Source organism: Pontibacter fetidus, assembly GCF_010119545.1.
GTDB classification, from domain to species: domain Bacteria; phylum Bacteroidota; class Bacteroidia; order Cytophagales; family Hymenobacteraceae; genus Pontibacter; species Pontibacter fetidus.
Genome location: NZ_JAAEAA010000009.1, coordinates 15,121 through 29,055, shown reverse-complemented (window position 1 = coordinate 29,055; position 13,935 = coordinate 15,121). Strand labels below are relative to the sequence as shown.

At 44.8% G+C, this 13,935-nt stretch carries 15 protein-coding genes; all 15 read right to left on the bottom strand.

What is annotated here, in order from left to right; genetic code table 11:
* Positions 1-2: 2 nt before the first annotated feature.
* The 15 genes from GWO68_RS08365 to GWO68_RS08295 all read right to left on the bottom strand — a co-directional run bounded on the left by GWO68_RS08365 (position 3) and on the right by GWO68_RS08295 (position 13,892).
* Entirely contained in the window at positions 3-1,466 is a 1,464-nt protein-coding gene (locus tag GWO68_RS08365; RefSeq protein WP_162345986.1) for a UDP-N-acetylmuramoyl-L-alanyl-D-glutamate--2,6-diaminopimelate ligase, read from the bottom strand.
* Positions 1,466-3,565, bottom strand: coding sequence for a penicillin-binding protein (locus GWO68_RS08360; protein ID WP_162345985.1), 2,100 nt, complete (start codon positions 3,563-3,565; stop codon positions 1,466-1,468). The genes GWO68_RS08365 and GWO68_RS08360 overlap by 1 nt, the downstream gene beginning before the upstream one ends.
* Positions 3,555-3,971: an FtsL-like putative cell division protein gene (locus GWO68_RS08355; protein ID WP_235941995.1), complete on the bottom strand. Its 417-nt coding sequence runs from the start codon at positions 3,969-3,971 to the stop codon at positions 3,555-3,557. Before GWO68_RS08355 ends, GWO68_RS08360 begins: the two co-directional genes overlap by 11 nt.
* A 53-nt stretch (positions 3,972-4,024) precedes the next feature.
* Entirely contained in the window at positions 4,025-4,939 is a 915-nt protein-coding gene (rsmH, locus tag GWO68_RS08350; protein ID WP_162345983.1) for a 16S rRNA (cytosine(1402)-N(4))-methyltransferase RsmH, read from the bottom strand.
* Positions 4,939-5,406 carry a division/cell wall cluster transcriptional repressor MraZ gene (gene mraZ, locus GWO68_RS08345; RefSeq protein WP_162345982.1) on the bottom strand — a complete coding sequence of 156 codons (468 nt, stop codon included), beginning with the start codon at positions 5,404-5,406 and terminating at the stop codon, positions 4,939-4,941. The genes rsmH and mraZ overlap by 1 nt, the downstream gene beginning before the upstream one ends.
* A gap of 422 nt (positions 5,407-5,828) precedes the next feature.
* Positions 5,829-6,413 (bottom strand): hypothetical protein, encoded by a 585-nt coding sequence (locus GWO68_RS08340; RefSeq protein ID WP_162345981.1) that lies wholly within the window; start codon positions 6,411-6,413, stop codon positions 5,829-5,831.
* 120 nt (positions 6,414-6,533) lie between these two features.
* A complete protein-coding gene (locus GWO68_RS08335; RefSeq protein WP_162345980.1) occupies positions 6,534-7,223 on the bottom strand; it encodes a fatty acid desaturase in 690 nt (229 codons plus the stop codon).
* Positions 7,224-7,240: 17 nt separating this feature from the next.
* Positions 7,241-8,095 (bottom strand): 4-hydroxy-3-methylbut-2-enyl diphosphate reductase, encoded by an 855-nt coding sequence (locus tag GWO68_RS08330; protein WP_162345979.1) that lies wholly within the window; start codon positions 8,093-8,095, stop codon positions 7,241-7,243.
* A 7-nt stretch (positions 8,096-8,102) separates the two neighbouring features.
* Positions 8,103-8,801 (bottom strand): lycopene cyclase domain-containing protein, encoded by a 699-nt coding sequence (locus tag GWO68_RS08325; protein ID WP_162345978.1) that lies wholly within the window; start codon positions 8,799-8,801, stop codon positions 8,103-8,105.
* An 87-nt stretch (positions 8,802-8,888) separates the two neighbouring features.
* A complete protein-coding gene (locus GWO68_RS08320; RefSeq protein ID WP_162345977.1) occupies positions 8,889-9,422 on the bottom strand; it encodes a hypothetical protein in 534 nt (177 codons plus the stop codon).
* Entirely contained in the window at positions 9,422-10,255 is an 834-nt protein-coding gene (locus tag GWO68_RS08315) for a phytoene/squalene synthase family protein (RefSeq protein ID WP_162345976.1), read from the bottom strand. The genes GWO68_RS08320 and GWO68_RS08315 overlap by 1 nt, the downstream gene beginning before the upstream one ends.
* Positions 10,256-10,276: 21 nt before the next feature.
* The gene (locus GWO68_RS08310) at positions 10,277-11,767 is read right to left on the bottom strand and encodes a phytoene desaturase family protein (RefSeq protein WP_162345975.1); all 1,491 of its coding nucleotides are present in this window, start codon (positions 11,765-11,767) and stop codon (positions 10,277-10,279) included.
* 38 nt (positions 11,768-11,805) lie between these two features.
* Positions 11,806-12,321 (bottom strand): RNA polymerase sigma factor, encoded by a 516-nt coding sequence (locus tag GWO68_RS08305; RefSeq protein ID WP_162345974.1) that lies wholly within the window; start codon positions 12,319-12,321, stop codon positions 11,806-11,808.
* 229 nt (positions 12,322-12,550) lie between these two features.
* Positions 12,551-13,426 carry a MerR family transcriptional regulator gene (locus GWO68_RS08300; protein WP_162345973.1) on the bottom strand — a complete coding sequence of 292 codons (876 nt, stop codon included), beginning with the start codon at positions 13,424-13,426 and terminating at the stop codon, positions 12,551-12,553.
* Complete coding sequence (locus GWO68_RS08295) at positions 13,407-13,892, bottom strand: sterol desaturase family protein (RefSeq protein ID WP_162345972.1); 486 nt, start codon at positions 13,890-13,892, stop codon at positions 13,407-13,409. Before GWO68_RS08295 ends, GWO68_RS08300 begins: the two co-directional genes overlap by 20 nt.
* Between the last annotated feature and the right edge of the window lie 43 nt (positions 13,893-13,935).

Below are 13,935 nucleotides of genomic sequence, written 5' to 3'. Positions count from 1 at the left end.
GTTTATTTTCCGAGTTGCTGAAACGTTTCCTGCAACACTTGTTTATCGTCAAAAGGGTACTTCACGCCCTGTATTTCCTGGTAAGTTTCGTGCCCTTTACCGGCTACCAGTATTATGTCATTGGGTTCTGCCAGCATTATAGCAGTGTTTATTGCTTCCTTTCTGTCCAGCACCGAAAGCGTTTTTTTGTAATCCAGTGGCTTTACGCCCTTTTGCATATCGGCAAGTATAGTTTGCGGCTCCTCAAAGCGTGGATTATCTGAAGTAAGTATAACTTTATCGCTCAGGCGGCAGGCAATGTCGGCCATCACCGGGCGCTTGGCCGCATCGCGGTTACCACCGCAACCAACTATAGTTATCACTTTTTGCAATGGTGTCCGTATCTGCTGAATTGTATTCAAAACATTTTCCAATGCATCCGGCGTGTGGGCATAATCAATAATACCAGTGATCTGCGAATCAGAAACAATATAATCAAAGCGACCAGCTGCTGAATCGAGGGCAGAAAGTACAGTCAGTGTTTCCGTAGGGTCCTCGCCTAATAACACAGCCACGCCATAAGCGCCCAGCAAGTTGTAAGCATTAAAAGCGCCGATCAGCTTGCACCAGATCTCGTTTCCGTCAATCTCCAGGTGTAAGCCCTGAATGGTATTATCGATAATGCGCGCTTTAAACTCGGTTGCTTTGCGTAGCGAGAACTCGTGTATACTTGCCCTAGTGTTTTGTACCATTACCAAACCACGCTTATCATCAGCGTTCACCAGAGCAAATGCACCTTTCGGCAGCATATCAAAAAACGATTTCTTGGCTTTGATATAGGCGTCGAAGGTTTCGTGGTAGTCTAAATGGTCGTGGGTGATATTGGTAAAAACGCCACCAGCAAAAGTTAAGCCGACTACCCGGTGCTGTACCATGGCATGCGAGCTCACTTCCATAAAGCAATGCGTGCAACCTGCTTTCACCATTTTCGCCAGCAACTCGTTCAGGGTTACCGCGTCCGGCGTGGTATGTGTGGAAGGGATTATCTCCTCGTTTATCTGGTTTTGTACTGTAGAAAGCAACCCCACATGGTAGCCCAGCTCGCGGAAAAGTTTGTGTAGTAAGGTTACAGAAGTCGTTTTCCCATTAGTGCCCGTAACACCTACCAATTTTAGCTTTGCAGATGGATTGTCGTAGAAATTAGAAGCCATCTGGCCCAGCGCCTCAGCTGAATCCTTTACCTGTATGTAAGTTACAGCACTGTTCTTTTCTACCGGCAATTCCTCGCAAACTATAGCTACGGCATTGGCCTCTGCCGCTTTGGTTATAAAAGCATGTCCGTCAGCCTGCACACCACGCACCGCCACAAACAGCACACCTGCCTGCACTTTACGCGAGTCAAAAGCTATACTTTCAACGGGCACATCAAGCGAGCCAATGGTGTTAAGTACCTGAACTTTGTGTAGTAATGTTTGCAGCGACTGCATTAGCTTAAAACTATAGTTATCTGTTTTACTTTATTTATGGGCGTACCTGCCTCCAACGACTGTTTCTGTACGCGTTTACCTGCTCCCTGCACATTTACGCGCAGACGTTGGTTACCAAGTATAAACAAGGCATCGCGTAAGGTTAACCCCACTACATCCGGTACTTTACCTTCCAGTACAGGGTTTGGCTCAAAGTCAAGTGAGCGCATTCCAGGCTTCACTTTTACCCATTCCTCATCTGCGGTTTTCGGATGATTGCTAATGCCCAGGCGGTTACAAATAGTAGAAAGGTCATCGAGGCTACCGGCAGCTACCTGTGGCAAACTATCTTTATTTGGCGTAACGCGGGCACGCAGTGGTTTATGCATTTCCAGGTCGCGGGCGTAGGCTTTATCAGCCAGTTCCTTAAACACTGGTGCCGCTACATCCGAGCCATACACGTTCACCCCTTTCGGGCTGTCTATGATCACGATGCAGCTATACTTTGGATTATCAGCGGGGAAGTAACCGGCAAACGAAGTAGAGTATTCCTTCACATACTTACCATCCTTTACCTTACGGGCAGTACCAGTTTTACCAGCTATCTTATAGTCAGCACTTTTAATGTTCTTGGCTGTTCCGTTCTCCACTACCCCTTCCAGCATGGCATGTACTTTTTTCAGGGTAGCATCAGAGCAGATCTTATCAACCAGCACACGGGTCTTAAAGGTCTGTACCACTTTATCCGACTTGCGGATTTCCTTTACGATGATTGGCTGTATTTTAGTACCGTTATTGGCAACAGCATTGTACAAAGCCAGTGTTTGCAATGGCGATAGCTTCATTTCGTAGCCAATGGCCATGGAGGTAAGCGTTGTACCGTACCAGGTTCTGTCCTGCGGGTGCTTTATGTAAGGCCGTGCTTCGCCATCCATCTGGAAGCCAAGCGTGTTGCCTAAACCAAATTTATCCAGGTAATCTACATAAGCCTGTTGGTTGCTGCTGAAGTGTTTCTCCATCAGTTTGGCCACGCCAATGTTTGAGGATTTTTCAAACACCTGCTGCACCGACAGCTTACCATAGCCACCCGTTTTAGCATCGGTCATGATGGTATTCTTGATCTTATACCTTCCGTCGCCGGCATCAATTGTATCGGTTAGTTTTACCTCCGGAGCGTATTCAAAAAGGGCCAGCATCGTTGCCAGCTTAAAGGTAGAACCAGGCTCTGTACGACCCTGAGAACCAACGGCATAGTTATAGTCTTCTATATATCCTCCCGTAGTTTTACCCAGGTTTGCAATTGCCTTCACTTCCCCTGTCTTCACTTCCATCATGATCACCGTACCATACTCAGCATCCGTTTTTTCCAGTGCTTTATAAAGGGCATTTTCGGCAACGTCCTGCAGGTTAATATCTATAGTTGTCTTGATGTCGTAGCCATGCTGTGGTTTTACTTCGGTACCATCATAAATTGGTTTGCTGCCACCTGCAATGCGCTCAAACAGTGCTTCGCCATCTGTTCCGGCCAGGTCGCCGTTAAAGCTGAACTCCAGGCCGGCACCGTTCTTATCTTCGTTTATAAAACCAATGGTACGCTCAGCCAGCATGCCGAACGGTTTAAAGCGCTTTTCAACTTTCTCGAAAATAACACCGCCTTTGTTTTTACCACCTCTGAAGATAGGCCACTTGGCCATCATCTTTTTATCCTGGTAGTTTATCTGGCGGCTGTTCAGGCGAATGTATTGTCTGCCGGAAAGGCGGGCATTTTTGATCTTACGACGGTAATAATCTTCTGAGCGGTCGCCATAAAAACGCGAAAGCAACATAGCAAGCGAATCTATACCTGCATTAAAGGCCCTGGCATCAGAAATAGTAGGATCGAACGCGACACGGTAAAATGGCAGCGAAGTGGCCATAATACTTTCGTTATCGGAGTAGATATTACCGCGTGTGGCAAATACCGGCTGATAATGAATGCGGCGCTCTTTGGAAATTTCTTTCCACTTATCACCATCCGAAAACTGAATGACGGTGATTTTGTAAACTATAGCACACGCAAAAATGCAGATAGCCAGAAAGGCTAACCGCACCCTGATTACGATGGATTTCTTAATATTCATCTGCCGGAACTATAACTTGATATGGTGGAGATGAACTTTCTTCGAGGCCCAGCGGCGCCACGTTACGGGCAACTTCCGATTGCTTGCTGGCTTCCATGTAATCCGACTTCAGCGTCGTATAATCTGCGCGAAGATCTTCTGTTTCTACTTTAACTTTATCGATACGACGCAGCGTTTTCTCAGCGTAATGGGTATTGCCGATATAGAAAAGGGTAAGTGCCGTCAGGAATAAAATGCGGGGCAGGTATTTAAGGGGAACACCTTCTTCAAACAAGGCATCAACGCTGGCATACTTTTCAAGTAACCCAAAGATACTGAATCCTTTACGTTTTTTTGGCTTTGGAGCTTCTTCTGCTGGCTTCGGACGCACCGTGTTTGCTCTGGGTGCGCTTGCTTTCTTAGTCATAACGTTAGAAGCCATAGTTACTCATTTAAAATTCGGCTTGTCAGGCCAGGTGTTTAATCATCTAATTCTCTTTTCTGTGCTATTCTCAGCTTTGCGCTCCTCGAGCGGCTATTTATCAGTAATTCTTCTTCTGTAGGCACTATCGGTTTCCGACTTACAGCATCCAGCGGCCTTATTTCGTTCCCGAACAGGTCCTTTTCAACCTCCCCGAAAAATTTACCTTTTGCTATAAAGTTCTTCACCAAACGGTCTTCCAAAGAATGGTAAGAGATAACCGCCAATCTTCCGCCGGGCTTCAGCACTTCGGCTGCCTGCACCAGCATCTCTTCCAGCGCTTTCATTTCGTCGTTCACTTCGATGCGGAGCGCCTGAAAGACCTGTGCCAGGTATTTATTCTCTTTGCCTTTCGGTGTACAGGACCGTATCGCCTGCTTAAAATCTTCAATCGTTTCAATCGGCTTGCGGGCGCGTTGCTCAACTATAGTTCTGGCTAAAGTCTTTGCATTCTTTACTTCGCCGTAGATGCCAAAAATGCGGTGCAACTGCTCTTCACTATAGTTTTCAACCACATCTTTCGCCGAGTCGCCCTGGTCGTAGTCCATGCGCATATCCAACGGTCCATCAAAACGGGTTGAAAAACCACGGCTGCCTTCGTTAAACTGATGCGATGAAACACCAAGGTCAGCCAGGATGCCATCAACTTCTTTTACACGGTACAGGCGCAAATACTTTTTCAAATCACGGAAGTTGGCTCGCACAAACTGGAAGTTCTCTCCTTCCAGCTTCTTGCTTTGCTCTTCTGCATCGCGGTCCTGATCGAAACTATATAGCTTACCGGTTGTAAGCTTGCTAACTATAAGTGCTGAATGTCCGCCGCCGCCAAAGGTTACATCCACATATACACCGTCCGGTTTTATAGCCAAAGCATCAACCGACTCTTCCAACATAACAGGGCGATGGTATTCCATTACAGCAACGGTTCTTTTTCTTCTTTATCTCCCAGGAACTTCTGCGCCAGCTGCGAGAAATTCTGCTGATCTTTGATCAGGAACTCTTCATACTTATCCGGGTTCCAGATCTCGACGCGGTTACCCAACCCAACTATAATTACTTCTTTATCCAGCTCGGCGAAGCGGGCCATGGTTTTAGGCAGTATAAAACGGCCTGTTCCATCCAACTCTATCTCTGTATTCCCTCTAAAGAAGTTACGCTGAAAGTGGCGGTACTCTTCGTTAAACTCGTTCAGGCCGGCCACCTTGTCATAGATCACTTTCCATTCTGCCTTCGGATATAACACCAGGCAAGGCTCAAAACCACGCATCAGCACCACATGATTGCCAGACGCCTCCGGCAGGTTGGCTTTTATCTTTGCAGGTAAAACCAACCTTCCCTTAGGGTCTATCTTGCATTCAAATTCGCCTGACAGGAAGTTCATGTTTTTCTTTAGGTTCGTCCGCGTGGTTTTCGGAGTATACAAATGTAACGATTCAACAAAAGACCACAACCACAATCTCCCACTTTTTACCACTTTGTGGATAAATTATGGTAATCCACACCACTTATCCACATTATCCACATACGTATCAACCCACTTTGGGTATAACTATATTTGAATATTTGAATGTAAACCACTATCATACGAGGCAATACAAACACAAATATCTAATAATCAATTAATTACAAAACAACCCCTGTTTTCACCATCAGGTGGGGAGGATTTCCAGCGTAAAAGTGGGACAAAGTGGAAGATGCGGGGAAAAGTGGAGAAGATTGGTATAAGTCAGAACCAGAACCGGGAAGGTATAAAATGAAAAAAGGGAGCTGTCGGGCTCCCTTTTCTTTATCGTTATTTGATCGCTAAAACTTAAAGCCGACGTGCATACCAATGGCAAAGACTGGCGTACCGGAAGAATATGAGAAGTATTCTATACGGGCACCGGCAACGCCACTTCTCAGGAAGTTAAAATCATTTTCCAGGAAACCGTTAAAACCTACATCGGAAGTTTTAATATGCGCTACCGAACCATCTACAGTACCTTCTTCGGCATCTGAATTTATTTCGGAACGGTGTCTTGCTGCTGCGCCGGCACCTAAACGAAGGCTTATCGTTTCTTTCTGAATAAGGTCGAAGCTGGCTTCCAGCCCACCCATGTAAAATGTATTCTTAATGGAATAAATCTGCTTTCCTTCGTCGTACCGGGATGCGCTGAGTAAACTCACGTTAAGGCCTAAGGCAGCACGTTCGCCCAGGTAATGGCTATACCGGTTACTGAACATAAGCCCCTGGCTATCAAATTCAGAAAGCCACACAAAGCTAATCCCAGATTTAAAAGTATTTGGGTCTTTGCTGGTAGCACGCTTAAATGTATCGGCATAGCCATTAAAACCGGCTAAAAAGAAAACACTAAGCAATAAAAAATAAACACGAACGGATGGGCGCATATAGATGCTTGTAAGGAAAATAGTTGCGTGAAGTTGATTAAGGATAAAGTTGCTTCTCTTACGCAGGGCCCACAGCTACTGTTACATTAAAAACATAAACACATCTAAATATTACGATGCTTATACTTTTGCTTTGTATAGTTGCCACCATGGCAAATAGGGCTTGTCGTGATGTTCGTAATGATAGCCAAAGAAATAGCAGCTCAGAAATGCCCACAGGTGGTTCTTTTGCTGTGTTCCGGATTTATGAGGATTTTCGGGAGCATGCTCGCCGCGGTGTGGCAGGTAGGTCCCAAAATAAAACAGCTGGAACGTAGCCAAAACAGCCGGCAGCATCCAGAACATGATCACATTCTCTACCGGGTAGAAGTACTTGAGTACATTAAAGCTTACTGCCATTAGCAATAGCTGCCACCAGGTTATGTATTGTTTCAGAAAACTATAGTACCAAGGCCAAAACGACCCATGGTGATAATCCGGATCTTGTTCGGTTGCGACATGCTTATGATGTTGGTGATGGCGTGGCAGCAAGCGCGGGTACCAGTTATAGGCAAACAGGAAAGCGGTTATAGTTCCTATAGTTCGGTTTAGTTTCGGCCGGCCAGGAGCAGCTACGCCGTGCATGGCATCGTGAGACGTAATAAAAAGGCCAGTGTACAAATGCATCTGTACCAGCATTAACAGGTATGGCACCGGCGATGCAAAGTCGACCGTATAGTTAGTCAACAGGTACGCAAGCAACCCAACCCAACAACAAACTATAGTTGCGGCGATTACTATTCCACGGGTGTCTTTTTTTAATGTTGGCATGTATGGTTTGTACAGACCTATTTTACTTCAAGCTTAAGCAAGCTATCTCTTACCTGCTCCATAAGCCACATGGGCGTAGATGTTGCCCCGCAAATACCAACTGTATCACCAGCCTGAAACCATGCAGGTTGTAATTCTTCAGCTTTTGATATAAAGTAGGCATTTGGATTTGTGTTTTTGCAAACCTGGTACAACACCTTTCCATTCGATGACTTTGTACCGGAAACAAAAACGACCTTATCGAATTGAGAGGCAAATTTCCGGAGCTCTCTATCGCGGTTTGATACCTGCCGGCAAATGGTATCGTTCGCTTCTACTTCGTAACCTTTGGTTTCGAGCTGGTTCTTTATACTATAGAAGTTATCGGTACTCTTGGTAGTCTGGCTGTAGAGTGTAATTTTTGATGGCAATTCGTGCTGTAGCAGTTCATCTATATTTTCGAAAACAACGGCGTTGTTATTTGTTTGCCCTAACAGGCCCAGCACTTCGGCGTGACCGTGCTTGCCATAAATATAAATGCGGTCATCTTTGTCGTAAGAGCTTTTGATGCGGTTTTGTAGTTTTAGCACCACCGGGCAGGAGGCATCTATCAACGTAAGATTATTGGAAAGCGCAGTCTGGTAGGTTTCAGGTGGTTCGCCGTGAGCCCGTATCAAAACAGCCTCATTTTGCAGTTCCCTGAGTTGCTGATGATCTATTATCCGCAGGCCACGTTGCTGCAGGCGCTGCACTTCTTCATCGTTATGTACAATATCACCCAAACAATACAGATACCCCTGCTCATCCAGTATGTCCTCTGCCATTTGTATGGCATAGACTACTCCAAAGCAGAATCCGGAGTTGGCATCGATAGTTACATTTAGGTGCTGCATATACAGGTTATACAACTGAGGTCTGATAATGTTTTATACTGAACTTTTCCCGCAAACCTTCATAAACAGAGATGGTTAGCAACAGCATCAGCATCGAGTACATGGTATCTTCTACAGGTATAGAAACGATGCGCAAACCCAGGTTATAGTTATCGTTATACCAGACTACAGGTAAGTAGGTAAGCACACCGTTTACCAGCAGAAAAGGAACCAAGTGCACCAGGTAAGCCAGGTAGAAACGCCCCAGAAATTTTGTACCGAAATACTTTAAATGCACCAGGTGCAAAATTGCCAGCAACATAAACGTAACAGAAGTATACCAGCGCTCCATATTAAACACAGCTATAGTTGGCAGAACTATAATCAACCCCAGGGCTATCGTTTTAACATAGGATTGCAGTAGATCTTTAGTAATATACGCATTCAGTACATCGTAAATAAATACACAGGCATAAGGCACAGTTATGAAGAAAAGGATCTCTTCCAGGGGCAGATTAAAGAAGTAAATTCCTGTCAGGTATTCTTCGTTAAAACCCCAGATACCGTGCTTTGTAAACTGTACATCCCAAACTATAAACACCAGGGCATTTACCAGTATAGCAGGAAATAACGCCGGCCAGTTCCTGTAAAAAGCCACCTTTTTGTCGAACGACAAAAGCAGCGGAAACAGGATGGTGAATATGTTTAAGTATAGGTAGATGTACACGGGTTTTTAATTAATAATTGTTAATGATTAATGACTGATCAGATTTTTAATGACGAATTCAATTAATCGTTCTGCATTAGTAGTTATTTAGATTTTCAGGCTCTTGAGCAACTGCTTTTCTTCGGGGGTGCAACGTTCCTTTTCCAGCAGCACATCCCGCATTGTCTGAGCCAGGGCTTTGTTTATTCCTGATTTCGGATGCTCTACCAACCCTTCAATAACTATAGCTTTATCTTCGGCCATGTGCTGGCTCATGTTCAGGTAATCCGGTATATGATACTCTACTATAAACCGCAAAAACCTGATTTCAGGATTATCCCTGTTCAGCGCAACTGCTTCTTCAAACAGCCCCAAGGCCGTGTTCAGGTGCTTCATTTTAAAATAAGGATTCCATACATACTTGGCCATTACAGCTTCAGAAGCAGCTTTGTAACCAATTACTACCGGATCTTTTCCTGTGTACTTTTCCATTTTAGCATAGAAGTCCTCTGCAGCATCTTCGTTTTTACTGGCAGCCAGATACTCTACGCGTAGTTCGGATAATTTATAAGTAGTAGCATTTGCAGCTTTAGCCACAGATATGCCTGCCACCAAAAGGATGAAAAGTATAAATCTGCTCATTAGATCGCGTTAAGTTGATACCTGAGATAAGAACTGACCAGTAATGCCAGTTTTGTGTTATCAGGTACTCTTACGCGTTCGGTCAGAATGTGGGTTGCCGGCAGGTTCTGTATTTTACGGAAAAGCTTTATATAGTATTTATAAGCTAGGTATACACCCAGGCGCGCCGTACGGGGCAATTCCATAATGCCTTTGTAAGCATCTTCAAAATCCAGGCAAATGTCTGCTTCTATTTCAGCTTTGCTCAGGTTATCGAATTGCTTGAACTCTACCTTTGGGAAGTATACGCGGCCACGGTCTAGGTAATCGCTTTGCATGTCGCGCAGGAAATTTACTTTCTGGAAAGCTGACCCTAAACTGCAGGCTGGTTTTTTAAGCCGCTCAAACATTTCATCGTCACCTTCACAAAACACTTTCAGGCACATCAGCCCTACTACTTCGGCAGAGCCATAAATATAGTTGTCGTATAGTTGGTGGTCGTATTGCTGCTCTTCCAGGTCCATTTCCATACTTCTCAGAAAGGCCTCAATGTATTCGTGGTCAATCTTATACTCGTTTACCACACACTGAAAAGCATGCAACACCGGGTTCAGACTAATGCCTGTAGCTATGGCTTTATAAGTTTGTTCTTTAAACTCCTGCAATAATTCCTTTTTGTTATGCTCATGAAACGTGTCTACAATCTCATCGGCGCAGCGCACAAAACCATAAATGGCATAAATCGGGAAATGGAATTTCTGATGCAGCGTTTTGATGCCCAGCGTAAACGAGGTGCTGTAGGCTTCGGTAATCACTTTGCTGCATTTCAGGCAGGTTTGTTTAAATAAATCCATAGTTTCATGTTTAGGTGCTGATCATATTACTACAGGAGCCTTAAATTCCTTCGCCACTTCCTGCGCTACCACCTGCCCCGATATAAGGCTTGGCGGCACTCCTGGCCCGGGCACGGTGAGCTGCCCGGTATAATATAGGTTCTTTACTTTTTTGCTTTTAAGGCTGGGTTTAAGCAGTGCGGTTTGCAACAGGGTGTTTGCTAACCCGTAGGCGTTGCCCTTAAAAGCATTGTAGTCGTGTATAAAATCGTTGTGTGCGTAGCTGCGTTTGTATAGTACGCTTCCACGTATTTCCTGGTTTGTCAGCTGCTCCAGTCTGTCCATCACCAGGTTATAGTATTTCTCTCTAACTTCTTCGGTATCCTGCAGGCCTGGTGCTACCGGTATAAGTATAAACAGGTTCTCGCAGCCGGCTGGGGCAACACTATCATCCGTTACAGATGGTGCCGATACATAAAACAAGGGTTTGGTTGGCCACTTCGGATTGGTATAGATCTCGTTCGCATGCGGCCCAAAATCCTCATCGAAAAACAGGCTATGGTGGCGCAGGTTTTTAAGGCGTTTGTTTACCCCTAAGTAGAATATTAAAGATGACGGTGCCATTACACGGGTATCCCAGTATTCCGAACTATAGCTCTGGAATTGCGCCGGCAGCAGGTTCTTTTCTACGTGGTGGTAATCGGCGCTGGCAACTATAACATCGGTTTCAAAAACATCAGTTGTAGTAACTATGCGTGTGGCTATATTTTGGTTAACCTGAATTTCCTGCACATCCTGGTTATACTTGAACACGACCCCTTTCTCTTCTGCCAACTGCACCATGCCTTCAATAATTTTATACATGCCGCCCATCGGGTACCAGGTACCTAGACTGATGTCGGCATAATTCATTAAACTATAAAGGGCGGGTGTATTCTCAGGCAAAGCTCCCAGAAACAATATCGGGAACTCCATGAGCTTGATGATTTTGGGGTGCGAAAAGTAGCGGCGAATATGCTTATGAAATGACTGGAAAACATCCATGCGCAGCACATCCAGCAGCAACCGCAGGTTCATAAATTCGGTAACCGAGCGGCCCGGTTTATATACCAACTGGTTTATGCCTACTTCATACTTATAAGCGGCTTGTTCCAGAAACCTATGGAGTTGGTGCGCACTACCCGGCTCCCATCTTTCAAACAGGGCTTTCAGTTCATCCAGTGAGGCAGGTACATCTACAAAATCATCTTCCCCAAAAACCACCGTGTACGACGGATCGAGCCTGACCAGGTTATAGTAGTCTGCGGTGCTTTTACCAAACTTTTGGAAGTAGGATTCAAATACATCGGGCATCCAGTACCAGCTGGGACCCATGTCAAATGTAAAGCCTTGGGTATTAAAGCTGCGGGCGCGACCTCCGGGGGTACTATTTTTTTCCAGCACGGTTACCTGATAACCCTGGTCGGCCAAACTTGTTGCCGCCGATATGCCAGAAAATCCGGCCCCAATAACAATTACATTTTTTTCGCTCATAAAGTAAGGGTTAAAAAGGCCGCGCCACGCAGGTTAACTTATGCGTCCTGCTTATATACTTTCAGGGTTTGCTTCAGTTCTTTTCGTGCTATGTGTATCCTGTTCTTCACTGTCCCGATCGGAATCTGCAGTTTTTCAGCTATTTCGGTATACTTAAACCCGATGTAATACATCATAAATGGCGTGCGGTGTTCTTCGCTCAGGCCGGCAATGGCTTTGTTAATATCGTTCATGACGAAAGTTGCCGTTCCTTTGTTTTGCGTGATATAGTTTTCGTCGGTATTCAGGTACTGCAGGTATTCTGAACTGTCGATATTGCTGCTGCGCTTGGTGATTTTGTTATAGTTGTTAATGAACGTGTTACGCATGATGGTATAAAGCCAGGCCTTCAGGTTGGTTCCTGTCTTAAACTTCTCACGATTCATCAAGGCTTTCAATACGGTTTCCTGCACCAGGTCTTTTGCATCGTCAGTATCGCGGGTGAGGTTAAAAGCCACAGGCCGCAAAGACTGAGCAACACGTTGTATTACGTTGCTAAATTCTATTGCTGTCATACTTTTTGTTTATACTTTTATCTAAAACTATAAACAAATATACGTAGCTTTCTGAAAAATAAAAGTTTTTTGTTTAATTTTTTTATCAAAAACATTAAACAAAGGTTTAAACACCGAATTTTATTTAGTAATTCTATAAAAATGAGGGGGTTAACGACTAAAAAAATTAAAGCCTGCTTCTGTACTAAACGGTACAAAAGCAGGCTTTATGATAATATAAGGTTAAATCTTATTTAAAAAGGTCAGTAAAATCTCGCATGCAGGCCAGTCGTTTTACATTTTCCGGAAACACCAGTTGGTCGTTTTGCACCAGCACGCCATATAAGTAAATGGTTGCCTCCGGGAAGCTTTCGGACAATTTGTAGAGATAACTCTGTACCTGGTCGCGGTCCGGAGATGCCGTAAGTACAGAGCAGATATATTTCGGATTAGTAAGGGCGTAAGTTAATTCGAGATCGCTGAAGGGCAGGTTTTGCCCCATGTAAATGACATGGTTGTTATGCGATCTGACCACATAGTTCATGTATAGTAATGCCAACTCATGCAACTCCCCTTCTGGTAAGTATAAAAGATAAGTAGGTGTATCCGGTTTACGGCGAACTACCTGCCCATCAATAGCAACTATAAGTTTCTGCCGGATGAGGTTACTCACAAAATGCTCGTGAGCTGGGGTAATGTTACCGGTTTGCCAGAGTATCCCAATCTTGTGCAGGAACGGGTAAACAAGTCGGTTCATTGCTTCGGCAAAGCCTACCTGTAGGGTTACAGTAGAGATAGCCTTATCAAATGCTTCTTCATCCAGGTCCAGCATGGCTGCCATCATGCTGTTAATGTGCTGCGAGCACTCACCGGGCACTTCGCATAGTTGCTGCACCTTCTGCACTACCTGGTCTGGCTGCATCTGGGCAATTTTGGATATCTTATACCCTTTCTCGTTCAGCAACGACACGTTGAGCAAGGTTTTCAGGTCCTTGTCGTCGTAATACCGAATGTTTGTTTCCGTGCGCTTGGGGCAAAGGATGTTATACCGCTGCTCCCAAATCCGGATGGTATGGGCTTTGATGCCCGAAAGATGTTCCAGTTCTTTAATGGTGTACTGCGCCACGTCTATCCTTTTTATTAACTACTTCACTTGCTGCCTTAAAATACCTCGGCGACACCCACAACATCCCAAACGACTCTGACCCATCTTTGGCGGTTACTTTATGATGTACTTTGTGCGCCATGTTTAACGCTTTAAGATAAACATTAGACGTACGGCCAACCGCTTTTATGCGTCTGTGTATGAATACATCATGAATCAGAAAGTAAGCAACCCCATATAAGGTAATGCCTGCTCCTATCCAGAACCTGTAGTCTATCGGCTCGCTGCCGAAAACAAAGAACAGCATGGCCAATGTGCCATACCATGCAAAAAACAGGTCGTTCAGTTCGAATGTGTGCTGGTGCCGGGTGTGGTGCGACTTATGCAGGAACCATAAAAAACCATGTAGCACGTACTTGTGCATGGCCCAGGCCACGACTTCCATTACTACAAAGGTTAAGAGCATGATTCCGATTCCTGTCAGCATACCCAAGAAACAGCAAGTTTAAGAAATAGTTTTAAAAGTTAAA